Genomic DNA, 23,301 nt, shown 5'->3' with positions numbered 1-23,301 from the left:
ATTGAGGATATATTTTTTAGGAACTGGTACATCACAAGGAATTCCCATAATAGGGAGTGATCATCCTGTGTGTAAAAGTATTGATAGTAAGGATGTAAGGCTTCGTGTTTCGGTTTTGATTCGATGGGAAACCTATTCTTACGTTATCGATTGCGGACCTGATTTTAGACAACAAATGCTGGCGTCAAATTGTAAAAAAGTAGACGGAATTCTCTTTACCCATGAACATTCTGACCATACTGCTGGAATTGATGACATTCGACCATTTAATTTTAAACAAGGAGAAATTCCTGTTTATGCTCATCAAAGGGTTATTGATAACCTAAAAAAACGATTTGATTACGTATTTGAAACCGTCAATAAATATCCGGGAGCTCCATCGGTAAAAACAATTGAAATTGTCAATAATGAGCCTTTTGCTATTGGCAATAAAATGGCTATTCCTATAAATGTCATGCATGGGAATTTACCTGTTTTTGGTTTTAGAATCGATGATTTTGCTTATTTGACCGACGTTAAAACGGTGGAGGCGGTTGAAATTGAAAAGTTAAAAGGAGTAAAAGTATTGGTCGTGAATGCTTTGCGCGAAGAACATCATTTTTCACATTTTAATTTAGAAGAAGCACTGGATTTCATTGCTTTGATTCAGCCAGAAAAGGCTTATTTAACTCATATTAGCCATTTATTAGGTTTTCATGAAGAGGTGCAAAAAAAGTTGCCTAAAAACGTTTATCTTGCATTTGATAACTTAGAAATTACAATTTAATTAAACTTAGAATGAAAAAATCATTATTGCTATACGCTGTTATTTTATTAGCATTATTCAATGTCTATACCTATATGTTTTTAAGTAAAGAGGTTGAATTTGAACAACAACGATACGAAAAAACAACTAAAAAGCTGAAAGATAGCTTGAATTCGATGACTACAAAGCTTACAGATGCGAATTATTTTTCATTAGAAAAAAATGAAAACGCACAAAATTATTTTGACGCTGCAGGTGCTGCTAAGACAATTCAGTACGAAAAATTAATTCCGTATGTGAAGGATCAATTACTAGATTTGAATTCGAATCCAAAAGGGAATCCGTATGTAGGTCAAGACCAAATAGGAGCTAATAAATTTATCATTAATAAGGTGAAAGTTTTAAATCACCGATGGATTATAGCTGATTATAGCGATGGAGAAATTTGGGGAGAAGTGTTATTGAAGTACTTTGTAAATGATGATCAAACCATTTCATTTGAAGTCATTCAATCCCTTTTATACCAAAAACAATAAAAAACGAAAAAGGTTCCAATTGGATTGGAACCTTTTTCGTTTTCGAACTATTCTTCTAATAGCCACTTTTTAAAATCATAGAAGTTTTGCGGTGAAACGCCATGACCTATTGGATATTCTTTATAAGTACTGTTAACTTTTAAATCATCTAGAAAAGGTTTTGTTTTTCGAGCCCAATCAACAGGAATGACTTGATCAACAGTTCCGTGAGAGGCATATATTTTTAAATTCGAAAAATCATTTTCTTTATAATTTTCATCAAATAGGGGTTCGCTAATATAACCACTTAAGGCAACCACTTTTTGAACCTTTTCAGGATGTGATAGTGCAACTGCATAGCTCAAAATAGCACCTTGACTAAATCCAGTTAAGATTATGTTTTTTGGATCGATAGGGTAGGTTGCTATCAGTTCGTCTATGAAACGAATAATGAGATCACGCGACTCCTTAGCTTGCACTTCATCAGAGAATTTATTTTGGTTGGCATCAAAGTTAATAGCGTACCAAGCATAACTACCGTATTGCATATTATGTGGTGCACGAGCCGAGATTACATAATAGTCTTCGGGAAGTTCAGATGCAAAAGAAAATAAATCTTCCTCATTGCTACCATATCCATGAAGGAGCAGTAGTAAAGGGTTTTCATCTCGTTTTACAATGGGTTCTTTAATCAGGTATTCTAATGATAATTTCATTTTATTAAGATAAGGTTGAAAACCATTTTTGGAAATAATTTCCCAATAACGGAATAGGTTTTGTTTGGCCATTAATGGCGGTAAAAATGCCGTACGTCCATAATACCGACAAGAAAATCCACATAGAGATAGAAATCATAGGATTGTCAAAGTTGCTTATTATAAGACCTAATGAGATAAATGTAATAGATAATCCCAATGCTTGACGTATGTGAAAAGAGGCAAACGAATTTTTGTCATCAGCATTCATAGACATGGCTATAAAAACGCCAATGATTAAAATGTAGCTGGTAATCGCTGCGGTTTTTCCTTTTTCGACAGTAGTATTGTTGTTCATTTTTTTTTAAGCTAAAATTAATTGGTCTTGGTTTACAATTCCATATACACTTCCTTGCAAAGCTGTTCCTAGAAAAGCTGAATTTTTTGATTTGGATAAGATGTCTTGTTTTGTAAAACGGCTACTTCCTTCGGTTGTGAAAAGGCTCAAACTAGCTTTTGATCCTTCGGTTATTACTGTAGGTTCGATTCCGAAAGTAGTTTTTCCAGCAGTTAGTTTTTCAATTATGATTTCTAATGGCAATACAGTAAGTAGTGATCCAAAGGCATTTTCTAGACCGATGGTACCGTTTTTTGCGGCATCAAATTCCATTTTTTTATGTTCAATATCGATTGGATTATGGTCTGTTGTAATCATATCAATCGTTCCGTCAATTACAGCTGCAATTAGTGCTTTTCTGTCGGTTTCGGTTCTTAATGGAGGGGAAACTTTATGTCTGGTATCAAAATCTTCTAGTTTTTCATCGGTCAAAACGAGATGGTGCACGGCAGCACTGCAGCTGACCGCTAATCCTTTGGCTTTGGCAGCTTTAATCAATTCGGCTGATTTAGCGGTTGTTACGGTTGGTATATGTAGTTTTCCTCCCGTGTATTCCAAGAGAAATAAATTACGAGCGATTTGCAATTCTTCGGCTAGATTTGGAATTCCTTTTAGGCCTAATCGCGTTGATACGATACCTTCATTAGCAACTCCGTTTCCTTTTATTTTTTCATCTTGCGGAAAAGCAATAACTAAACCATCAAAATCTTGTACGTATTGCAATGCGATTTTAAGTAAATTGGCATTGTCTTGGCTTTTATTATAATCACCAAAAGCAACAGCGCCCATTTTTTTCATGTCATACAATTCAGCCATGTCTTTTCCTTCGCTTGCTTTCGTTAATGCACCAATAGGGTAGAGTTGGGTAGCACTCCCTGCTGCTTTTGTTTGAACAAAATGGATTTGAGATTGATTGTCAATAATGGGGAAAGAGTTGGGTTGCAATGCGATTGCAGTAAAACCACTTTTGGCGGCAACGCTTAATCCATTTGAGATGGTTTCTCTATCTTCAAAACCAGGTTCACCTAATGAAACACTGCTGTCAAACCAACCTTGTGAGACGTGTAAATTAGCTCGTTTTAATTCGTCACAATTATCCTCGTTGGGAATAGAAGTTGCTATTTTTTTTATAAATCCATCTACAATTAAAATATCTGCTTTTTTGTTATGAAAAGGACTTTGTGGGTCGATAATTTTTGCTTCTCGGATGATCAGTTTCATATGTGAATTGTGTTTTTTTTATTCGTAATTAATGAAATGTTTTTATTTCATGAATCGTATGATTGCCATTTCTGCGGCCATAAATAACAGTGCAAAGATAGCAAACCATTTCCAAATTTGGCTGTCTGTACGCTCTGTTTGTAAGGTATCGAAGACTGTACTAATGGAATCTATTATTTTATAATCGGCAATCGCGTTTTCATTGCTGGTTTCGATATTGCTTTCGCTACGGCTGTAGTTAAAGCTTATGTTTTCTAGGCGTTCTTTTTGGTTGTACACTTCAAAGTTGCCTGCTAGCTGCGGATAATCATTAAAAGTAAGTTTGACTTTATTGTTTAATATTTGTTGGATCGGAATAAATTGTTCTGCTTTGTTTTTTACAGTCAATACAGCATCTTTCGATAATACTACATCAACTAGAAATGGGTTTTCGTTTCCTATCGTGAGGGCAGTAACCGCACTGTTGTTATTGTTTACAGCCATTTTGTAAAAAGTAGGGACAATCAATGGCGATTGTTGAAAATTGGAATTTTCAGTATTGATTGGTGCCGAAAAAACATAAACCGTCGCGTTTGTTTTTGCTAAGGAAGTTAAAAACGAACTTTGATCCTCATAGTACAATGCAGCAGAACTAGAACCGGAAATTCGGAACGAACCTTTGGTTTGTGGGTATTGAAAATTAGTAATTTTATTTTCAAAAACCCCACTAAATAAAGGATGATCAAAATTAATTTTAGTAATCCGTTTTGGATTATTTTCGAATGCATTGAACTGTAGTTTTCCAAAATTATTCAAAAAAGGATTGATAGTACTCAATGGAGTTTGAGTAGCTGGAATCACAACTAGATTTGTTCCTTTCTCTACAGCCGATTTTAAAGTGGTTTGTAGTGCTTGCGGGATTTCCTCTAGTTCATTTAAAACAATTACATCTTGTTTTTCTAATGCATTGTATTCTATTGAAGACAAGGTAGTTGTACTGAAATCAAATTCATCTTTAGTAAAAATTCGACTCAGAAAAAGATTTTTTGATACTTCGCCGATACTTAATGCTCTTATTTTTTTGGTTTTTGAAATACTAAAAAACAATTCATTGTCATAAGCTAGTCCATTGTCACTGATGCTTACATAGCCATGGAATTCTTTTTTAGGAATAGTAAAACGAGTTGTTTTTGTACTTGTTTCGAATGTTATTAAGGTTTTTGCAATCAATTTGTTATCGTTGTAAATCGCAATAGGAACTTCTTTTTGATTTTCGCCAAAACGCGAAAGTTTTACTTCAATTTCATAGAATTTTTCTAAGGTTTGACTAATATAAACACTGTCAATTGCTAGGTTGCCTTTTTGTTCTGCCTTTGGAATAATAAAGTAAGGTTTATTGGCTTGATCTAATCCTTTTAGTTGTTTTTTTTCAAGACCAATGGCGTCAGTAATAACAATAATATCTTTTTTAAAACTAGATTTATGCGATTTTACTTTGGCAATCAAATGATCCAACTGGAACGGAATGGCGCTATAACTAAGCGTTTGTAGGCTATTTTGTATTTCCTTTATATCAGTATTCCAATACGTTTCGGTGTTGGTGAGCAGTGAGAAATGAGTGTTTTCAGGAGTGTCTTCAAGTAATTCTTGTACAGCTCGTTTTAATAGTTCTCCTTTTTTTCCTTTGGCTTGCATACTAAAAGAATTATCAAGGATAATATACAATTCGTTTGAAGCATTTTTATTGTCTTTGGCTAGAAAAAAAGGTTGTGCAAATGCAATTATTATAGCTGTTAATAGCAGTAACCTACAAGAAAGCAGCAGCCATTTTTTTATTGTAGAACTTTTTCTTGTTTGAACGGCTAATGCTTTTAAAATTTGAACGTTGGTGAAATATTCTTTTTTAAAGCGTCTTAATTGAAACAAATGCACCAGTATAGGTACAATTAATAGAAAAAGGAAGTATAAAATTTCAGGATGTTTATATTGCATTCGGCTTTCAGGTTTACTTCATTGAATTATATTTCGATTGAAGTTAAATGGATTACATAAGTCAAAAATACAAATTTGTTGACAGTTTATTGTGTTGTTGTTATAATTTTTAAAAGCATTAAACAATTAAGCTTAATTATGTATTTTAGCTATCTCAAAAAAACAAAGTATTATGAAAAACAAGGTCTTTTTTCTTTTTTTATTTGCAATGGTAGTTCAGGTTTCTGCTCAAAGTCAAAACGTTAATTTGGTTGTAGGAACCTATACAAATAGTTGTGAGAGTAAAGGTATTTACGTTTATAATTTTGACACAGCCACCGCCGATTTTAGTTTTAAAAACGTTTCTGAAAATGTGGTAAGTCCAAGTTATTTAACGGTTTCTAAGGATAATAAATTCATCTATTCTGTAAACGAAAATGGTCCAGAAAGTACAGTGAGCGCTTTTAGGTATGCAGCTGAGACAGGAAAAATTGAATTGCTTAATAAGCAAAATGCCAATGGAGCTGACCCTTGTTACATCATTAACGATGATAAAAATGTTATAGTAGCCAATTATTCAGGAGGAAATATAGCAGTTTTTGGTAAAAAAAGTGACGGAAGTATTGGCGAAGCCAAGCAAATGATTCAGCATTATGGTAAAGGTCCAAATGCTAAAAGACAAGAAGGACCACATGTGCATATGGTTCATTTTTCACCAGATAAAAAGTTTGTTTTGTCAAATGACTTAGGTGTTGATAAAGTGTATTCGTATGCATACAATCCAGATGTGCCAGAAGTATTAAAAGTAACGGATAGTATAGCTGTAAAATCGGGAAGTGGACCTAGACATCTTACCTTTAGTAATGATGGACAGTTTGTATACCTTTTGCAAGAATTAGATGCTAGTTTAACAACTTTCAAATATTCGAATGGGAAACTGAAAAAGATAGACGAAACATCTATTTTAGGAAAAGATTTTAAAGGAGCGTTTAGCTCGGCAGATATACACATTTCTCCAGATGGAAAATTTTTATATGCATCAAATAGGGGAGAAGCAAATGATATATCGATTTTTGAAGTTCGTTCTAACGGAAAACTAAAATGGAAAGGACAAACAAGCACATTAGGCAAAGGCCCAAGGAATTTTGTTATTGATCCAACAGGTAATTTTCTATTAGTAGCGCATCAATATAGTAATAATGTAGTGATTTTTAAAAGAGATCAATTTACAGGAGCTTTGACTGATACAGGAAAAAGAATAGAATTATGTTCTCCAGTTTGTCTAGTATTTACAGAGAACTAGAAGATTGTTAAAAGAATAAAGGCTTAAAAATGAATTTCATTTTTAAGCCTTTATTTTATGCTATTTTTTTTTGTCTTTTCGTTTTTTATCTCTTGTTTTAAGCATGTTTCGATTGACAGATCCGTGTGTTTTTTTCTTTGTTACACCAGGTCCACCCAAGTTGACTTTCTTGTTCTTTTTACTTTTTTCTTGAAAAGCACCATCACCTTCTAGTTTTTTCTTTTTCATCAAAAACTTGATGGGTTGTCTGTCTTTTTCAGGTTCGATTAATTTTGATGAAACTTCAACTGCTTCTGGGAAGGCTTCAGGATTAAGCTCCATATTCATCAAGAGTTCGATTTCTACTTTGTACTCCTCTTCACGTGGAGCTACAAAGCTAATCGCTGTACCTGTTTTATCGGCACGCCCAGTTCTACCAATACGGTGCATGTATAATTCAGGAAGTTCAGGCATTTCAAAATTGATTACATGTGTAATGTTCGAAATGTCAAGACCTCTCGCCATAATGTCAGTAGTAATCAAACCACGTAGGTTTCCTTCTTGAAACGAAGCCATAGTACTCAAACGATAGTTTTGAGATTTATTAGAGTGTATTACTCCAAATTGTCCTTCAAAATCTTCTTCGATACGGTCGTGAACCATATCCGATATTTTTTTATTGTTTACAAAAACCAAAACACGACTCATGTCTTCGTTTTCTTGTAATAAGTATTTTAAAAGGTTTATTTTAGTGTTAAAATTGGCCGCATTGTACATCAATTGTTTGATGTTTTCCAATGGTGTTCCAGATGCCGAAAGAGTGACTTCTTCTGGGTAATCAAAATAATCATTCAAGATCGCATCAACTTCATCTGTCATTGTTGCTGAGAATAATATGTTTTGACGTTTTTTTGGCATCATTGCTAAAATGGCTGTCAACTGGGTACGAAAACCTAGGTTAAGCATCTCATCAAACTCATCAATAACCAGTTTTTGCATTTCTTCAAAACGGATTACGTTGTCTAGCGTTAAATCCATGATTCGACCTGGAGTTCCTACTAGGATGTCGCAACCTTTATAAACAGTAGTTTTTTGAGTATTGATATTCACCCCACCAAAGATACCTACGGTACGAACCGACATGTATTTGGTTAATTTTTCGACTTCTTCTACAACTTGTACTACTAGTTCACGGGTAGGAACTAGAATTACAATTTTAGGAGTATGTCCTGGTGTAAATTTATATAACTTTAAAAGGGGTAATAAATAGGCAAAAGTTTTTCCAGTTCCTGTTTGTGCAATTCCCATCATATCACGGCCAGACATTATCACAGAAAAAGTTTTTTCCTGTATAGGAGTTGGGGATGTAAACCCTAAATCGTCGATTGCTTTTTGGACTGATTTGGGTAGATTTAATTGCTCGAAAGTGGTCATAAAACGTATATTTTGTGCAAAGATACGTTTTTTGAATGTAAAGTTGCTAATTGTGTAAAATCTACTGGTTTTATCTAAAACGAATGTCCCAAATTAATGAAAATTGATAAATCCAAAAGTAGTTTCCTGGGTCAAAACTAATTTCTTGATGCGTCACACCTAGTTGTGCTCCCCAAGCATTTTGCTTGTTGTGCGTAGTAAAGTTGTAACTTAAATTTATTTTTTGTGATTTCAGATCTATAATTGGCGCTTCTGTTAAACTGGCATTGAATTGATTAAACTCTGGTGAAAACCCCATTCCAAAGGAAACCCCGAAAAAATTATCGGCATCAGAGCGGTATTTTCGATAAGTGAATGTTCCCGATGTACTAGTGCCTGATTCGCCTGGAGTAAAATAAGGACGAAACGAGTAAAAGCTATTTCCGGCATACCATACTATAGACCCGGTGTAAATATTTGTTGTCGTACTGTATTGTAATGATCGAAATCCTGCTGATACTTCTAAACTATGTGGCAGTGTTTTATACAATTCTCCTCCATATCTTAGGTCAGGAAACAGGAAGGTATTGGCATATCCTACATTCAAATAAGCATACAGCCCGGTTGTGATTCTTGGGTATAAATCAACCTCAATTTGCGATCCGTTTTCGCTAAAACGTCTAGTAAAATTGTATTTAGCAATTATTGATCCGTATTTAGTTTGCCTACCATAGCTCAAGGTGTAATACTGCATTGGGTCAAAAGTTTCATTGTAGATATCTACTTCGGCTCTAACTCCAATGGTGTTTTTTCGCAATCGGGTTCCTAAACTGTAGATATAATCCTTGGCCTCTTTGTTATTAGGATCTTTTTTTAGAATAGATTCTAAGGTGTTTAACGCCTCCTGAGGGTTGTTAGCCGCTTCCAAAGCAGATGCTTTTTGATACAATATTTCAGGATCATTGGGAAAACTTTTTAAAGCTTCGGGAATCATTTCTAATGCAGTATATGGTTTTTCGGCCCACAATTCGTTTTTCAAAGCTGCAATCCAATTGGGTTTGTTTTTGGGGTCTTTCTCAATAACATAACTGAATTCAATACGCGCTCTTTTATAATCCCCATCCCAAGAGTAGGTGGTCGCAAGAAACATACGAATATCATGGTAATTAGGATATTTAGTAAGAATGTTATTCAAAGTATCTTGCGCTTGCTTGCGTTGCTTGTTGAACGCTAGTTTGCGCGCAGTTTCAAAGGAAGTGTCTGGATTCCCATTGTACTTTTGTACTTGTCCTTGAGATTGAAAAATTACAGCAAGGGCAATGAATAGGGTCGTTTTTAATGTCTTTATTGAAATCATTCGGCAAAGGATTTTTTAATTTTGAGTAATTCTGAATTTTTTGGATGCTTGTTAATCACACTGTCAATGATTTTTTTAGCTCTAGGAATATTGTTTGTTCTAAAATAAGCTTGGGCTAATTTACCGGCTAATTCAGGTGCATCCACTTTGTTTGCAAGCCCTCTTTTACCAACTAAAATTCCTTTTTCATTTTGGTCAGACCACCAATACATGTCCATTAAAGCAAGGTAGCTATCGCTGTAAAAAGGGGTTCTTTTAATGACTTCTAGGAATTCAACTTCGGCTTTTGGGTATTGCTTGTCCCAGGCTAATGTACGCCCTTTTAACGTTCTTACATCTGCATAATTAGGGAATTCATTTAAAACATAATTGCAGAGTAATCGTGCTTTATTGCGTTCCTTGTTGAAGGCAAATTCACGAGCACGCATAAATATTTGATCGTAGTTTAGTCCTTCGGTTAGTTGTTTTATTGTTTTTAGTTCTTCCTTAGAAAATTCAAAGGCAGCTTTAGTATAAATATTTATCGAATTGGGTATAATTTTGTTTTTCTGAGTCAGATATGCGTTTAACTTTTTAGCCGATTTTAAACTGTCGGATATGGTTTGTAACATTTCAGAATCATTTACTTCTGAGATTTCAAAGTTTTCTTTTATTTTAAACAAATCACCATCAGAGTAGAGGTAGTTTTTTAAGATTAATTCATTGATACTTCCTTTATTTTGCATAATCGGAATGGTATGGATGTTTCTGAACTTTTGAACCGTGTCTAATCCCGTGCTCATCCAAGCAGTTTTTTCCATCTTGTTCATTTTGTAATTATTCATTAAAAATGAGACTAAACTGGGCGTAATATCCCAATGAGAGGAGATTGATTTAAACGACTTTGGTTTTTTTAATAACGGACTGTAAATGTACAGCGGAACGTGAAATCTACAAAGTTTGTCTTTTTGAGCAATCGGAATAAGCCTGTGATCTCCTGTGATCACAAAAATGGTGTTCTTATACTCGGGTCTTTTTGAATAGGCTTCTATGAAGTTTTTAATAGAATTGTCAGTGTATAAAAGACAAGCATAGATGTCTTTATATGTTTCAACCTCAGATTTTGATAATTCAAGTGTTTTGTTGCTGTTGATAATTGCATCTACTTTTTTTAAATATTCCTTTTTCTCCGGAAAGTCAAATGGTTCATGGTTTGTAAGTGTCATGATCACATCAAGGCGAGGTAGTTTTTTTGAATTTAAGTCGGATAAGGTTTTTTTAAATATTTCACCATCAGGATATCCCCATGAGAAACCACCAGCATTGGCTTTTGTCATTTCGTAGCCAGGGCCAAATTTATTAATATCCACTACGTTTTGAATGCCATTGTATTCTAAGAAGTTTATTTTTCGGTCAAAACTCGATTCGTCTCCGCAATAAAAGGAGGTTGTATAATCATTTGCTTTTAGGATGCTAACTAAGGAAATATTGGATGGTAGTGGATTGAGTTCTAAAAATCCTTTTTCGCCGTAAGGCAATGAACCTAAAATAGAAGGTAAGGCACCAAAAGTTCGACCAGCATTACTAACAAAATTTTCCCAATACAGCGATTTTGGAATTAAAGAATCGAGATATGGGGTGAAACCTCGATTGGCATTCTTACCAATAAATTCAGCTCCTAAACCTTCTACGATAATCATAATAATATTTGGTTTTTCTTCTTTTATTTCGAAAAAAGGACCTAAAACATCAGGTGTAGCGTCAAAAGGCTGAACTAATGGATATTCTTTTTTATAAAATAAATCGGCGGCATTAAAAGCACTTTTGTCAGTTTGAAAACGAAAAATATCATTCACAAAAAAGAACAATTTATTTTTATAAGTTGTGTCAGATAGATCCGGCACAGTTAGTTTTACTGCACCACAAGCAAGGACGGCAATTCCTAAAACAATATATGCCTTTTTAGGCGTTACATGAGTTAAGAATATGTTGTTGATTGCCAGTAAAACAAGAGGGAAGGCGATGAAAGGAATGAAATATAGGATTGAAAATGACTCAGATGCAGTCACCGTGGTGTACATGTCATTATACGAATATCCTAATACATCAGCTCCTAAGTTGACAAGGGTTGTAAGGTTGTATTTTACTAACGAATACTGCCCTATGATCAGTAAAAAGAAAAAGACTTTGATGAATGTTAAGCTCCATGTTTTTTTTATAAAATAAATAAGGGCAAACAACGGAAAAAATAATAATCCAATGAGGATACCGATTCCAAAATCATTAATGAATTTATACAACAGCGTTGTAGGAACGTTTTGTAGTGCAATTCCATTAGCGATTTTCATATAAATTTCATAGCCGCTAATGAACCAAAAAGCAATAATTAACGAAATCGTTAAATAAACATAGGGAAAACAGTTACTTAAAAAGGATTTAATCTTCATCATATTGTTAGCTCAATTTTTTTATAAATTTAATCATTGGACATTCCTTTTCGGGTCATTTCTCCCCATTTTATTTTTTTATTAAAATAATAATCATAATTCCCTTTGGCAGCTGCGTACAGAATAAAAGGGTGATTAATTATAGGTTCTAAAAATGCTGTCATAAGCAGTTGAAAGCCAATGCCTTTTTTCTTGTATTGATGATAGGTAAGTTCCTCTGTAATGATGGTGATAACGGAGAAAGCAACCGTAAATAAATACGAAAGCAAAATAAAAACAATAGCATAATCCCACCTGATAAAGTGATTTAGCAGCAAATATAGGAAATAAATAAGGCCTGTAACCTCTATTACAGGTGCCAGTCTTTCGTAAATTAACCAATACGGATAACTGATTAATCCTAAAGTATGGTAGTCACGATTGAAACCAATTTTTCTATGTTTTCTTAAGGTTTCTATGGTTCCACGCGTCCATCTGTTTCTTTGCGAAATAAATATTTTATAACTATCAGGAGCTTCAGTCCAGCATAATGGATCGGGTATGTAGGCAACTTTGTATTTTACTTTTTGTTCTTCCATATGTCTTCTCATTCGTACAATGATTTCCATATCTTCACCTACTGTTTTGGTATCATAACCACCTACCTCTATGGCTGTTTTTTTGTCAAAAATTCCAAATGCTCCCGAAATAACCAGTAAGCCATTCAATTTACTCCAAGCCATTCTACCCAAAAGAAAAGCTCTTAAGTATTCTAGTATTTGGCCGCGCACAATCAGGCTTTTTGGTAAGTTAACATCAAGTAGTTTACCGTCTTTAATTACACATGAATTCGCGATTCGTATTACACCACCGGCCGCAATTACTTTAGAGTCGGTTGTTTCTAGAAAAGGTTTGATCATTTTTTGCAAAGCTTCTTCAAGCAGCAAACAATCAACATCAATGCAGGCAACATATTTATTAGGACTAATATTTAACCCAGTGTTTAACGCATCTGCTTTTCCGCCATTTTCTTTGTCAACTACAATTAGTTTTTCAAAAGCAGGATTAGTCGATTTAAAAACGCCTTCGCGCAATGGTTTTGTAGGGATTTGACTGTTGATTAGGTAGTCTACTTTAACTAAGTCGTATGCTTTTATAAGTTTCTCAAGACTGTCATCTTTGCTACCATCATTTACAATAATTACATCATAGTTCACATAATGATTGGAAAGTAATGAGCGAACGTTTTCAACGATATTAAGCGTTTCGTTGTAAGCTGGTGCAATAATCGAAATAGAAGGGGATATTGAAGATGATAAAATTTCTTTGTAGTTCACAAAGCTATTTTTTTTCATATAATCAATTGTTTCCACTGCAGATATAAGCGCTAGTATAATGTACGACAAGATAGCACTTAATGAAAAAGCAAAAAATAAGAATTCAATTATATTGTTTATCATTTGGGGGCTATTTAGTAGGAATTAGCTAGCTTGTATTAAGTTGGTGCTCGATGGGGGGGATTCTGGGGCTGTGTTTATTTGAAATTTACTAGCGTCTTGAATGTTCATTTCTTTAAAAATCTTATTAACCGAAACTTTTATATCAAAATTTTCATGATTCATGTATTCAAATAGAAAGTCAACGTCACTAGGAGTGTACATGTTTTCCATCATTTTGAAAAAAGCAATCTGCTCGTCAATATCTTTTTCGTTGAGATTGTTTTTAAGTAAATCGACCATTTCAAAAACACCAAGATCGCCTAGTACTGCGATAGCATCAATACGAACATTGAGGTCTGGATGTTCTAGTAGCTTGATAATTTCATCTTTGGCATCGTATTGATTGTATATTTTTGCAATTTTTAAAGCAAAAAGGACCACTGAGGTGTTTTTAGAACGCAACCATTTTGTAGTTGAGGGTAAGTTTTGGTCATCAAAATTTTGCAAAATTTCAAGTAACTGAATCTGATCCCATTCTGATAATTGAGATTTTAAAAGATCAAGAAAATCAAGACCTTTAAAATGGAATAGTTTTACCAAGTACATTTGTACTTCTCGACGTACTTCTTTTTTGGGATGATTAATTTGGGCAATTACATTGTAATGTACCTCAGTCACATCAAATTGAGCAAGTTCTTTGATTCCTCTTGCTACGATTTCCCATTTTTTACTGCGTAGTTTCAAAGTACCATAGTCAATAAGACCGGTTTGGTAATACAATCTTTTAATGGCATCAGCTGTTTCGCCTGAAACTTCGTTTCTTAGCTTAAGTAAAGTGGTGATGATTAATTTTCTTTTTAGTCTATTTTGGGCGCACTTGTGTAAATAGTTAACAATGATTCCTTGTTCTTTAGTCATTTCCTCGTCTTCATTTCCAGAGTATAGGTACTCTATTAAATCAGATTCATATTTTTTAAGGTAAACATTTTGTATTCTTTCTTTGGTTCGTAATGTGCTTCTTAAGAATTTTAAATAGAAGATTAAACTAATTAAAGTTACTGCAAATAGGGCACTCAAAACCCACGACAATTGGATAATTATCGGGGCATCATTGAAATAATCAATACAATATTGATATATATTTGCCATACTTTAGTTGAATAATGAAGTTTATCGCATTAATCGTTTTATTCTAATACTTAATTCGTTTGGACTAAATGGTTTACTCATAAAGTCTGTTGCTCCTAGGTTGAATGCTTTGATCACCATTTCCTCTTGTCCTGCCGATGAGAAAACGATGATAGGAGTTTGTATCTCCAGTTTGTATCTCACGTGACTGATGACTTCGAGTCCACTTACAAATGGCATCATAATATCAGTAAGAATGATGTCTGGGCTGTGTGCTTCAACAATTTCTATTGCTTCTTTACCGTTTACAGCGATAAAAAGTTGGTATCCTTCTTTTTCAAGTTTGAACTTGAGTAACAACGAGAGAACCGAATTATCCTCTGCCAAAAGAACTTTTTTTACTTCGCTCATTTTATATGTTTTTATTTTGTTTATTTGTGGCTGATAATTACTTTTTTAAAGCAAATCACTAATTTGTAATACTATCAATCAAATTTAATCTATTTTTAATTACAAATATCGATTAAGTACAAAAAACACCGATTAAATGCATTTTTAATTCATTTTGAAAGCTTAGTACTACATTTTTGTAAATAAGAGATTGTGCTAGAAATAAGTAAGCTTTAGTTTTTACTTTTTTATTTTAATCGAGACTATTCAATTCTAAGCAATAGTTTAAAATCCTTCAAATACGCCTAACCCAAATAATGCAAAATCATATTTAGATGGGTCAGAAGAATCAAATTCACGAAGTTTATTGTCTAGCTCCAAAACGGCCTTTGCATCATTTTGTTTTCGTTGTAATAAATCCAATTTTCGTGCCACGTTACCAGAGTGAACATCTAAGGGACAGGAGAGTGCTGCTGGTGAAATGCTTTTCCAAATTCCTAAGTCGACTCCTTTGTTGTCTTGCCGTACCATCCATCTTAGAAACATGTTTATGCGTTTGGCAGCCGAGTTGTTCATGGGATCCGAAACGTGTTTTTGCGTTCGGTATTGATGAGGAATCTCAAAAAATATTTTTTTGAATTCTGAGATTGACAGTTGCATATTTCCTAAATGTTGGTTTTTAGTAAATACGGATTCTAAGCCTTCATGGTTTTGATAAATGTTTTTTAAGCTGGTAATAAAGTGGGTAAAATCGACACCATTAAAGGTACGATGTACAAAGGAATCGAGTTGCTCTAAATTGGTTTCCGAATGGGACATCACAAAGTCATAAGGCGTATTGCCCATGAGGTTCATCATGCGGTGACTGTTTTTAATAATCATAGTGCGGTTGCCCCAAGCAATGGTGGCACTCAAGAAACCAGCAATTTCGACATCTTCTTTTTGAGTGAAGAGATGCGGAATTTGAACGGGATCACTTTCTATAAAATCGAGTGTGTTGTATTGAATGACTTTTTGGTCAAGAAAGGATTTTAGCTCCGATGCATCCATTGTTTTATTCTAGCTTTATGGTTGTGACTTATTTAGGATCGAATGGTTTATTAGGTGTAGTTTTTTTTTAGCCCAGATAGCAGTGAAAATCCTTTGTTGTCCTGTTTTTTAAGGACAACAAAGATTGTAACGAATAGCTGGAAATAGCTCCTAATTACTAATTTGGCCATCGACCATGATTAGTTTCCTGTCGGCCATATTTGCTAGTTCTTCATTGTGGGTAACAATTACAAATGTTTGACCAAGTTCATCACGTAATTTAAAAAATAACTGATGAAGGTTTTCGGCAGAGGCTGTGTCTAGATTCCCAGAAGGTTCATCGGCAAAAATGATCGATGGCTTGTTAATAAGGGCTCTTGCTACCGCTACGCGCTGTTGTTCCCCTCCCGAGAGTTCGTTGGGTTTATGGTTTATGCGGTGCGAAAGGCCTAAATAGTCTAGTAGTTTTTTGGCTTCGGCCTCCGTTTCATGTTTTGGTTTATTGGCTATAAAAGCAGGAATACATACGTTTTCTAGAGCGGTAAATTCAGGTAATAATTGGTGAAACTGAAAAATGAAGCCTAGGTTTAAATTTCTAAATTTAGACAGTGTTTTGTCATTCATGGTGGTAATGTCCTCATTGTTGATGAGTAGTTCAATACCGTTTTCGGCAGATGGTTTGTCTAACGTGCCTAGTATTTGTAATAGTGTGGTTTTACCAGCTCCTGAAGCGCCAACGATAGATACGATTTCGCCTTGCTTGATGAGTAGATCAACGCCTTTTAAAACATGAAGACTGTCGTAATATTTATGTAAGTTTTTTGCTTGTATCATTTTGGACCAATTTCTACAAAGAAACAAAGTTTTATGCTAATAATAGTATAATTTAGGGTGATCAATCTATAAATTTTAGTTAATACTAAAAGGGAGCCTGGATTAATTTGATTAAATTTGGATGATAGTGGTAATAGTCAATGCTAAGTTGGTATTATTGAATTTAAAATATAAGATTTTATAAAAATGGATAAGGGTAATAAGCTGGAAATAGCGACAATTGCAGGAGGTTGCTTCTGGTGTACGGAGGCGGTTTTTTTAGAGTTAAAAGGGGTAGTTAGTGTCGTTTCGGGTTATATAGGAGGAGATACTGTTAATCCTACTTACAAGGATATTTGTACGGGGAATACTGGACATGCTGAGGCGATTGCTATTGGTTTTGATCCTACAGTTATTTCTTTCTCTGAGTTACTAGAGGTGTTTTTTGCAACGCATGATCCTACTACTTTGAACCGTCAAGGCAATGATGTAGGAACACAATATAGGAGTGAGATTTTTTATCATGATGAAGATCAAAAAGAAATAGCATTAGATTTTATTTCGATATTAAATTCGGAAAACATCTTTGGGAAGGAAGTAGTGACAAGAGTTTCGGCGGCTAGCATTTTTTATTCAGCCGAGGATTATCACAGCGATTATTACAGCAGGAATAAAGAGCAATCCTATTGTAGTTTTGTCATTAAGCCAAAAATGGATAAGTTGCATAAAGTGTTCAAAGATAGGTTAAAAGAATAATTGGCATCACATTTGTGTTTGTAGTTCTGAATAGTGAAAAACAAATAGGATGAAAAACGAAATACAAATGGAAACGGTTGCTGTAGAACAATCTTCTAAAACACAAAAATTACTCTTAGGGATTCTTTTTGATGGTTTGGGAATGGTTTCTTATACGGTCCCTTTTCTTGGAGAATTTTCAGATGTGATTTGGGCACCAATAGCGGGTTTGATCATGACTAAAATGTATAAAGGACAAGTGGGTAAAGTAGCGGGTTATATTGCATTCTTTGAAGAGTTGATCCCGTTTACCGATGTGATTCCTACCTTTACCTTAACCTGGATTTATACCTATATAATTAAAAAGGAAAAATAATATTGCTAAAAGAAGAGGCTTTCGAGCCTTTTTTTTATGTCTTAAAAAGAAACCCTAGTCCCAATCGTTTGAGCATTTTTTTTTCGAATTCCCAGAAGAATTTGAATTGACCAAAAAGGAATCCGTTGACTACCAGTAGTACTTGATAGAGGGGAAATATGATGATTAAACGTACGGGGGTGAACCACAAACCCCAATCTTCTTTGGTGATTCCTAACCAGAAACAAACGGGTTTAGACAACCAAGCCGAAGCAGAACCGGTAATGGCAAAGACGATAAATATGATGGTTAGTTGAAAATTAGATGTTATTCCCCAACGTTTTTTTAATCCTTTCATTTTTATTTATAATGATTACAAATATACTACCATTATCTTAAGGGAACGTAACCAAATAGTTTTTGTTTAAATGTATTTTGAAAAAAGACTAAGTAGTTATAAATTAAGTAATTTACCTCGTAGCCATAGTTTATAGTTGGGCTATAAGCAATGGTCATTTCGTATAAGTTAGGATTGTAGCGAAAGGGTTGTTGAACGCGGTTGTTCCATTCTGCAATCCATATCCTGTTTTTAGTCTCTAAATAGGATTGTGAATAATAATTGCGTGGCTGTGCTGTAGCTGCTAGCCAAGTATTGAAGCCAGGTTCAATAATGATCACTTCATATTCTAATTCATCATTAGCAATGCGTAGGGTGTCATTTTGGGAAACTGCTGGTTTTCGTTCTGGAGCATAAGGAGTTTGGGAAGTTTTACAACTATAGATCGAAATTAGAATAATTGCTGCTATGTAAACACATTTCTTCATCTTATAAATTTACAAAATAAATTATTGTTTGTAGAATTTAACCCAAAAAAAATCATCTGCCTTAGCAAATGATTTTTTTTTATATCGTAAAGATGTGGTTTTTATTTTCCGAATAATCCACCTAGCATACCACCAAGTCCACCTTTTTTAGTTACTGCATCCATTGCATCGCTCATGTCTACTTTTCCGTCACCGTTTTGGTCTAAACCAAATTGTCCACCGTATTTTGTAATTGCGTCCATGATTCCAGCATTGTCACCTCCACCAGAGATAGCGCCAATGATGTCAGAGATTTCAAAACTAGAGTCATTAGGGTCTTTTGCTTTTCCTACTAATGAACCTAGTATTTGCGGGATTAATTTTGAAGCTACACCAGAAGCATCATTTGCACTTATTCCAAATTTTTGACCTAAGTTACCTGATAATTCTTGTGTTAATTTTTGTACTACAGGGTTTGAGCTATCTGCAGCATTATTTCCTTGAAACAGTCCAGCCAGTTGGTCCATACCACCTTCTGAAACTATTTTTTGTAACCCACTTATTACAGAGTTACTGGCTTCGCCTATAACGGCTTCATTTTTATCATTTGGAACAGATGGATTGTTGATTACTGAATCTACTCCAAATTGTTGTGCTAATTGTGTTAGTTGTTCGAACATATTTATTTTTTTTCGTTTCCTTAAAGGTACAAAAAAAAGTGGGATTGTTAAAATAAATTAACAATCCCACTTGTATATGGTATTAAAATTGGCTGTTTATCCAATGAAACTAATGATCTGAGATGCTAATTCAGTTCCAATTCTATCTTGAGCTTCTCCAGTTGCAGCACCAATATGAGGTGTCAAAGAGATTTTAGAGTTCATTAAAATAGTCATTTCTGGAGTTGGTTCGTTTTCAAAAACATCCAATCCAGCAAATAATACTTTTCCGCTGTCTAATGCTTTTACAAGTGCAACTTCGTCAATAACACCTCCACGAGCACAGTTTACAATCCCTACACCATCTTTCATGATCGCTAATTCTTTCTCTCCAATGATGTAGCCATCTTGAGCAGGAACGTGTAGCGTTATAAAATCGGCTTCTTTAAAAACAGACTCTAATGATTGTGAAGTAATACTAGTAGTGATCGATTGTCCGTCAAAGAATTCTACTTTAACATCTACTTTTGGGATAAAGCTATCCGCAGCAATTACTTTCATACCTAGTCCAAGAGCCATCTTTGCAGTAGCTTGACCAATACGACCAATACCTACAATACCAAGTGTTTTTCCTCTTAATTCTACTCCATTAGCATACGCTTTTTTCAAACCATCAAAGTTTGAATCTCCTTCAAGAGGCATATTTCTGTTAGAATCATGCAAGAAACGTACTCCTGAAAATAAGTGAGCAAAAACCAATTCAGCCACAGATTCAGATGAAGATGCAGGTGTATTGATTACGTGAATTCCTTTGCTTTTAGCATAGTCCACATCAATATTATCCATACCTACACCACCACGACCAATTATTTTTAACCCTGGGCAAGCGTCAATTATATCTTTACGAACTTTAGTTGCGCTACGTACAAGAACAACACTTACGTTATTTTCGTTTACATAGTTCGCTACTTGCTCTTGAGCTACTTTTGTAGTAATTACTTCAAATCCACCTTTTTCTAAAGCTAAAATTCCACTTTTAGAAATTCCGTCGTTTGCTAATACTTTCATTATATTTTTTTGTTTAATTAGTTTAATGTTTAATTTGTTTAAAGTTGCTTAATTGAACTTTATACTTCTAAACTTTAAACTTTGTTTTCCAATTCTTTCATTACATCTACTAAAACTTGTACGCTTTCAATAGGCATTGCGTTGTACATAGAGGCTCTGTAGCCACCTACTGAACGGTGTCCTGGAATTCCTGAAATTCCTGCAGCTTTCCACATCGTATCAAATGTAGCAGCATGCTCTGGGTTGTTCAATAAAAAAGTAGCATTCATGTTAGAGCGATCTTCCACTGCAGCAGCCCCTTTGAACAAAGGGTTTCTGTCAATTTCTGCGTACAATAAAGCATCTTTGGCGTTGTTTAATTTTTCAACAGCAGCAATACCACCTAGGTTTTTCAACCATTGTAAAGTAAGTAATGAGGCGTACACAGGAAAAACAGGTGGTGTATTATACATACTCTCTGCTTTAATGTGTTTTTCGTAATCTAAGATACTTGGAATCGTTCTACCTGATTTTCCAAGAATTTCTTCTTTTACAATCACTAAAGTAGTTCCTGCAGGTCCCATATTTTTTTGAGCTCCAGCATAGATGATATCAAACTGTGTAAAGTCTAATACTCTAGAAAATATATCCGAACTCATATCGCATACCACTGGCATGTCTAATGATGGGAAATCTTTTATTTGTGTTCCAAAGATGGTGTTGTTACTTGTACAGTGAAAGTAATCAGCATCAGTAGGTACTGTGTATCCTTTTGGAATATTGTTATAATTTTGATCTTTTGATGAAGCAACAACAACTGTTTCTCCAAAAAATTTAGCTTCTTTTATTGCTCCGCTTGCCCATGTACCGGAATCAAGATAAGCAGCTTTACCGCCTTCTTTCATTAAGTTATAAGGAACCATCAAGAACTCTAGACTTGCTCCACCAGCAAGGAAAAGGGCTTGGTATCCTTTACCTTCTAATCCTAATAATTCTAGTGCCAATGCTCTAGCTTCGTCCATAATCGCAACGAAATCTTTACTTCTATGCGAAATTTCTAAAATAGATAATCCAGATTCATTAAAATCTAAAATTGCTTGTGCTGATTTGTCAAAAACTTCTTGTGGTAAAATACAAGGTCCTGCGCTGTAGTTGTGTTTTTTCATGGTGTAGTTTATGTCCGAAAAATTAAAGTGCAAATTTCGGTAATAGGACTTTAAAAACTGTTAAATAATTCGAAAAAATAAAACTTATTTAACCTATATTGTTAACAAAAACGATATAGTATCGATATTATCTGCATAATTCCATAAATGCGGGTTTTGTGTTTCTCCAAATTCAATGCTGTTTTCAATAAGATTATTACTCACAATGCATTGTATTTGTTCATTCTCATCGTCCAATTTTTTTTGTAAATCTGCTTGGTTTTCATAACGTTCATAAAACACACTCGAAATAGGAGAGGCGTAACTTGGGTCTTCTTTTAACGTCAAAAAACCATTGTCTAATAACTTAAAATTACTCATCAGGAACACTGCTTTATTGTAGTCGTAATTATTAGCGTATTTTTCATAATGAATCACGTCTTGGTATTTAAATATAGCTTCAAAAAACGGATCGAAAACATACTCTTTAGGAACAAATAACTTAGAAACATTGCGGCATCCTAATCCAAAATACCTAAAGATATCTTCGCCCAAAGCGGTCAGTTGTTCTTTTGATTCTGATCCATCTAATACAGCAACTGAGTTTCTGTTTTTTCTAATGATACTTGGTTTGTCTTTAAAGTAATATTCAAAATAACGTGCTGTATTATTACTTCCAGTAGCGATTACAGCATCAAAATTCTCTAGTTTTCCTTCTACAAATGTAATTTTTGAAGCAAATAGGGGTTCGATAGCTATAATGTATTTGGCTAAAAAAGGCAATAAATGTTGGTCGTTTGATGATGTTTTAATCCGTACATTATGACCTGTGATCAATACCGATAAAAAATCATGAAACCCAACAAGCGGAATGTTTCCTGCTAAAATTAATGCAACATTTTTGGGTGTTACATGCTCCATTTTATAAGCTGCTGTCCACTGCGTTAAGTTTTCATTTGTCAATGCTTTTGCCCATGATTGTATGGAGAAATAAACTTGTTCGGGGGTGTACCATCCATTATGAGATTGAGAAAGTGCTATCAGGTTTATGAAATCGTCAAAAAAGAGATCATTATTTAAGACAGTTGGTATTTTTGAATTGTTGTTTTGAGAAAATTGACTTAAAAATAGGCCTAATTCAACAAATACACTTTTTTTTGTTTCTAATGTCATAATGTTTGCTTATGAATTGTTTTGATTGTAATTTTGTACAAAAATAAGCTTTAATAAGTCGAAAGTCAAAAGTCTTAAAGTCAAAAGTTACTAATTAAGATTTTTTTTGACGTGAATAATAAATAATATAGCAAATGGCAATTATAATAACAGACGAATGCATCAATTGTGGTGCTTGTGAACCAGAATGTCCTAATACAGCGATTTATGAAGGTGCAGATGATTGGAGATATAAGGATGGTACAAAACTAACAGGAAAAGTAATTTTACCTGATGGTACCGAAGTAGATTCGGATGCTGCTCAAACGCCAGTTTCTGATGAGGTGTATTATATTGTACCGGGAAAATGTACAGAATGTAAAGGATTCCATGACGAGCCACAGTGCGCGGCAGTTTGTCCAGTTGATTGTTGTATTCCGGATGACAATCACGTAGAATCGGAAGAAACGTTGTTAAACAGACAAGCTTTTTTACACAACGAATAAAGAGCATTGCTGCATAATTATAAAAAAAACCTGAACGAATGTGAGGGCACTGAAAAACTACGCATATTTTGATTAACGTCGTTTTCTAGAGATTAAAAAAGCGCTTATAATAGGATTTC

The 23,301-nt window shown here is 34.2% G+C and carries 24 protein-coding genes; 6 read left to right on the top strand and 18 right to left on the bottom strand.

The features are described from left to right. Position 1: 1 nt before the first annotated feature. On the top strand, positions 2-766 hold the full coding sequence (locus H8R24_RS12010) for an MBL fold metallo-hydrolase (RefSeq protein ID WP_187019385.1): 765 nt from the start codon (positions 2-4) through the stop codon (positions 764-766). 11 nt (positions 767-777) lie between these two features. Further along, a complete protein-coding gene (locus H8R24_RS12005) occupies positions 778-1,281 on the top strand; it encodes a hypothetical protein (protein ID WP_187019382.1) in 504 nt (167 codons plus the stop codon). A gap of 47 nt (positions 1,282-1,328) precedes the next feature. Here the strand turns inward: H8R24_RS12005 and H8R24_RS12000 are convergent, their stop codons facing one another. Genes H8R24_RS12000 through H8R24_RS11985 form a run of 4 tightly spaced genes read right to left on the bottom strand, consistent with a single transcriptional unit; the run spans position 1,329 to position 5,544 of the window. Next, on the bottom strand, positions 1,329-1,976 hold the full coding sequence (locus H8R24_RS12000) for an alpha/beta hydrolase (protein ID WP_187019379.1): 648 nt from the start codon (positions 1,974-1,976) through the stop codon (positions 1,329-1,331). 4 nt (positions 1,977-1,980) lie between these two features. After that, positions 1,981-2,313 carry a hypothetical protein gene (locus H8R24_RS11995; protein ID WP_187019377.1) on the bottom strand — a complete coding sequence of 111 codons (333 nt, stop codon included), beginning with the start codon at positions 2,311-2,313 and terminating at the stop codon, positions 1,981-1,983. A 6-nt stretch (positions 2,314-2,319) separates the two neighbouring features. After that, on the bottom strand, positions 2,320-3,573 hold the full coding sequence (locus H8R24_RS11990) for a dihydroorotase (protein WP_187019374.1): 1,254 nt from the start codon (positions 3,571-3,573) through the stop codon (positions 2,320-2,322). A gap of 42 nt (positions 3,574-3,615) precedes the next feature. Further along, positions 3,616-5,544, bottom strand: coding sequence for a BatA domain-containing protein (locus H8R24_RS11985; protein ID WP_187019372.1), 1,929 nt, complete (start codon positions 5,542-5,544; stop codon positions 3,616-3,618). 172 nt (positions 5,545-5,716) lie between these two features. Between H8R24_RS11985 and H8R24_RS11980 the strand changes: the two genes are divergently transcribed. Further along, the gene (locus H8R24_RS11980; protein WP_187019369.1) at positions 5,717-6,826 is read left to right on the top strand and encodes a lactonase family protein; all 1,110 of its coding nucleotides are present in this window, start codon (positions 5,717-5,719) and stop codon (positions 6,824-6,826) included. A gap of 60 nt (positions 6,827-6,886) precedes the next feature. On the opposite strand, the gene H8R24_RS11975 is transcribed toward H8R24_RS11980, so the two are convergent. The 8 genes from H8R24_RS11975 to H8R24_RS11940 all read right to left on the bottom strand — a co-directional run bounded on the left by H8R24_RS11975 (position 6,887) and on the right by H8R24_RS11940 (position 16,800). Beyond that, positions 6,887-8,239, bottom strand: a complete 1,353-nt coding sequence (locus H8R24_RS11975) for a DEAD/DEAH box helicase (protein WP_187019367.1) — start codon at positions 8,237-8,239, stop codon at positions 6,887-6,889. A gap of 70 nt (positions 8,240-8,309) precedes the next feature. Then, positions 8,310-9,575, bottom strand: a complete 1,266-nt coding sequence (locus H8R24_RS11970; RefSeq protein WP_187019364.1) for a YaiO family outer membrane beta-barrel protein — start codon at positions 9,573-9,575, stop codon at positions 8,310-8,312. After that, positions 9,572-12,004, bottom strand: a complete 2,433-nt coding sequence (locus H8R24_RS11965; RefSeq protein WP_225876816.1) for an LTA synthase family protein — start codon at positions 12,002-12,004, stop codon at positions 9,572-9,574. The genes H8R24_RS11970 and H8R24_RS11965 overlap by 4 nt, the downstream gene beginning before the upstream one ends. Positions 12,005-12,030: 26 nt before the next feature. After that, positions 12,031-13,440 carry a glycosyltransferase family 2 protein gene (locus tag H8R24_RS11960; RefSeq protein WP_187019362.1) on the bottom strand — a complete coding sequence of 470 codons (1,410 nt, stop codon included), beginning with the start codon at positions 13,438-13,440 and terminating at the stop codon, positions 12,031-12,033. A gap of 21 nt (positions 13,441-13,461) precedes the next feature. Further along, entirely contained in the window at positions 13,462-14,568 is a 1,107-nt protein-coding gene (locus H8R24_RS11955; RefSeq protein WP_187019359.1) for a HEAT repeat domain-containing protein, read from the bottom strand. Positions 14,569-14,589: 21 nt separating this feature from the next. Further along, positions 14,590-14,958: a response regulator transcription factor gene (locus H8R24_RS11950; protein ID WP_187019357.1), complete on the bottom strand. Its 369-nt coding sequence runs from the start codon at positions 14,956-14,958 to the stop codon at positions 14,590-14,592. A gap of 264 nt (positions 14,959-15,222) precedes the next feature. Beyond that, entirely contained in the window at positions 15,223-15,987 is a 765-nt protein-coding gene (locus tag H8R24_RS11945) for a TIGR02757 family protein (RefSeq protein WP_187019355.1), read from the bottom strand. Between the two features lie 150 nt (positions 15,988-16,137). Next, positions 16,138-16,800, bottom strand: a complete 663-nt coding sequence (locus H8R24_RS11940) for an ABC transporter ATP-binding protein (RefSeq protein ID WP_187019352.1) — start codon at positions 16,798-16,800, stop codon at positions 16,138-16,140. Between the two features lie 186 nt (positions 16,801-16,986). On the opposite strand from H8R24_RS11940, the gene msrA reads away from it, so the two are divergent. Further along, a complete protein-coding gene (gene msrA / locus H8R24_RS11935) occupies positions 16,987-17,535 on the top strand; it encodes a peptide-methionine (S)-S-oxide reductase MsrA (protein ID WP_187019350.1) in 549 nt (182 codons plus the stop codon). Between the two features lie 49 nt (positions 17,536-17,584). After that, positions 17,585-17,890, top strand: a complete 306-nt coding sequence (locus H8R24_RS11930) for a hypothetical protein (RefSeq protein WP_187019347.1) — start codon at positions 17,585-17,587, stop codon at positions 17,888-17,890. Positions 17,891-17,924: 34 nt separating this feature from the next. Here H8R24_RS11930 and H8R24_RS11925 read toward each other — a convergent pair whose 3' ends face one another. From H8R24_RS11925 to H8R24_RS11900, 6 genes are all read right to left on the bottom strand, one after another. Next, positions 17,925-18,227, bottom strand: coding sequence for a DUF6787 family protein (locus H8R24_RS11925; protein WP_187019345.1), 303 nt, complete (start codon positions 18,225-18,227; stop codon positions 17,925-17,927). Between the two features lie 32 nt (positions 18,228-18,259). Continuing rightward, positions 18,260-18,694, bottom strand: a complete 435-nt coding sequence (locus H8R24_RS11920) for a DUF6146 family protein (RefSeq protein ID WP_187019343.1) — start codon at positions 18,692-18,694, stop codon at positions 18,260-18,262. Positions 18,695-18,795: 101 nt separating this feature from the next. After that, positions 18,796-19,353, bottom strand: coding sequence for a hypothetical protein (locus H8R24_RS11915; protein ID WP_187019340.1), 558 nt, complete (start codon positions 19,351-19,353; stop codon positions 18,796-18,798). Between the two features lie 96 nt (positions 19,354-19,449). After that, the gene (locus H8R24_RS11910) at positions 19,450-20,400 is read right to left on the bottom strand and encodes a D-2-hydroxyacid dehydrogenase (protein ID WP_187019338.1); all 951 of its coding nucleotides are present in this window, start codon (positions 20,398-20,400) and stop codon (positions 19,450-19,452) included. 74 nt (positions 20,401-20,474) lie between these two features. Beyond that, the gene (gene serC, locus H8R24_RS11905; protein WP_187019336.1) at positions 20,475-21,545 is read right to left on the bottom strand and encodes a 3-phosphoserine/phosphohydroxythreonine transaminase; all 1,071 of its coding nucleotides are present in this window, start codon (positions 21,543-21,545) and stop codon (positions 20,475-20,477) included. A 93-nt stretch (positions 21,546-21,638) separates the two neighbouring features. Further along, entirely contained in the window at positions 21,639-22,697 is a 1,059-nt protein-coding gene (locus H8R24_RS11900; RefSeq protein ID WP_187019333.1) for an acyl-CoA reductase, read from the bottom strand. Between the two features lie 134 nt (positions 22,698-22,831). Here H8R24_RS11900 and H8R24_RS11895 point away from each other — a divergent pair, with 134 nt between their 5' ends. After that, entirely contained in the window at positions 22,832-23,182 is a 351-nt protein-coding gene (locus H8R24_RS11895) for a 4Fe-4S dicluster domain-containing protein (RefSeq protein ID WP_187019331.1), read from the top strand. Positions 23,183-23,301: the final 119 nt, after the last annotated feature.

Origin of the sequence: Flavobacterium muglaense (assembly GCF_014305155.1) — a bacterium.
Taxonomy (GTDB): Bacteria; Bacteroidota; Bacteroidia; order Flavobacteriales; family Flavobacteriaceae; genus Flavobacterium; species Flavobacterium muglaense.
This window is presented reverse-complemented; position numbering and strand designations above follow the sequence as displayed.

What these genes read in the sequence shown, in the direction of transcription:
- H8R24_RS11915 (WP_187019340.1), bottom strand. Translation starts at nt 19,353, where the DNA reads ATGTTCGAACAACTAACACAATTAGCACAACAATTTGGAGTAGATTCA.
- H8R24_RS11920 (WP_187019343.1), bottom strand. Translation starts at nt 18,694, where the DNA reads ATGAAGAAATGTGTTTACATAGCAGCAATTATTCTAATTTCGATCTAT.
- H8R24_RS11895 (WP_187019331.1), top strand. Translation starts at nt 22,832, where the DNA reads ATGGCAATTATAATAACAGACGAATGCATCAATTGTGGTGCTTGTGAA.
- H8R24_RS11990 (WP_187019374.1), bottom strand. Translation starts at nt 3,573, where the DNA reads ATGAAACTGATCATCCGAGAAGCAAAAATTATCGACCCACAAAGTCCT.
- H8R24_RS12000 (WP_187019379.1), bottom strand. Translation starts at nt 1,976, where the DNA reads ATGAAATTATCATTAGAATACCTGATTAAAGAACCCATTGTAAAACGA.
- H8R24_RS11970 (WP_187019364.1), bottom strand. Translation starts at nt 9,575, where the DNA reads ATGATTTCAATAAAGACATTAAAAACGACCCTATTCATTGCCCTTGCT.
- H8R24_RS12005 (WP_187019382.1), top strand. Translation starts at nt 778, where the DNA reads ATGAAAAAATCATTATTGCTATACGCTGTTATTTTATTAGCATTATTC.
- H8R24_RS11995 (WP_187019377.1), bottom strand. Translation starts at nt 2,313, where the DNA reads ATGAACAACAATACTACTGTCGAAAAAGGAAAAACCGCAGCGATTACC.
- H8R24_RS11965 (WP_225876816.1), bottom strand. Translation starts at nt 12,004, where the DNA reads ATGATGAAGATTAAATCCTTTTTAAGTAACTGTTTTCCCTATGTTTAT.
- H8R24_RS11925 (WP_187019345.1), bottom strand. Translation starts at nt 18,227, where the DNA reads ATGAAAGGATTAAAAAAACGTTGGGGAATAACATCTAATTTTCAACTA.
- H8R24_RS11945 (WP_187019355.1), bottom strand. Translation starts at nt 15,987, where the DNA reads ATGGATGCATCGGAGCTAAAATCCTTTCTTGACCAAAAAGTCATTCAA.
- H8R24_RS11975 (WP_187019367.1), bottom strand. Translation starts at nt 8,239, where the DNA reads ATGACCACTTTCGAGCAATTAAATCTACCCAAATCAGTCCAAAAAGCA.
- msrA (WP_187019350.1), top strand. Translation starts at nt 16,987, where the DNA reads ATGGATAAGGGTAATAAGCTGGAAATAGCGACAATTGCAGGAGGTTGC.
- H8R24_RS11910 (WP_187019338.1), bottom strand. Translation starts at nt 20,400, where the DNA reads ATGAAAGTATTAGCAAACGACGGAATTTCTAAAAGTGGAATTTTAGCT.
- H8R24_RS11930 (WP_187019347.1), top strand. Translation starts at nt 17,585, where the DNA reads ATGAAAAACGAAATACAAATGGAAACGGTTGCTGTAGAACAATCTTCT.
- H8R24_RS11950 (WP_187019357.1), bottom strand. Translation starts at nt 14,958, where the DNA reads ATGAGCGAAGTAAAAAAAGTTCTTTTGGCAGAGGATAATTCGGTTCTC.
- H8R24_RS11955 (WP_187019359.1), bottom strand. Translation starts at nt 14,568, where the DNA reads ATGGCAAATATATATCAATATTGTATTGATTATTTCAATGATGCCCCG.
- serC (WP_187019336.1), bottom strand. Translation starts at nt 21,545, where the DNA reads ATGAAAAAACACAACTACAGCGCAGGACCTTGTATTTTACCACAAGAA.
- H8R24_RS11980 (WP_187019369.1), top strand. Translation starts at nt 5,717, where the DNA reads ATGAAAAACAAGGTCTTTTTTCTTTTTTTATTTGCAATGGTAGTTCAG.
- H8R24_RS11900 (WP_187019333.1), bottom strand. Translation starts at nt 22,697, where the DNA reads ATGACATTAGAAACAAAAAAAAGTGTATTTGTTGAATTAGGCCTATTT.
- H8R24_RS11960 (WP_187019362.1), bottom strand. Translation starts at nt 13,440, where the DNA reads ATGATAAACAATATAATTGAATTCTTATTTTTTGCTTTTTCATTAAGT.
- H8R24_RS11985 (WP_187019372.1), bottom strand. Translation starts at nt 5,544, where the DNA reads ATGCAATATAAACATCCTGAAATTTTATACTTCCTTTTTCTATTAATT.
- H8R24_RS11940 (WP_187019352.1), bottom strand. Translation starts at nt 16,800, where the DNA reads ATGATACAAGCAAAAAACTTACATAAATATTACGACAGTCTTCATGTT.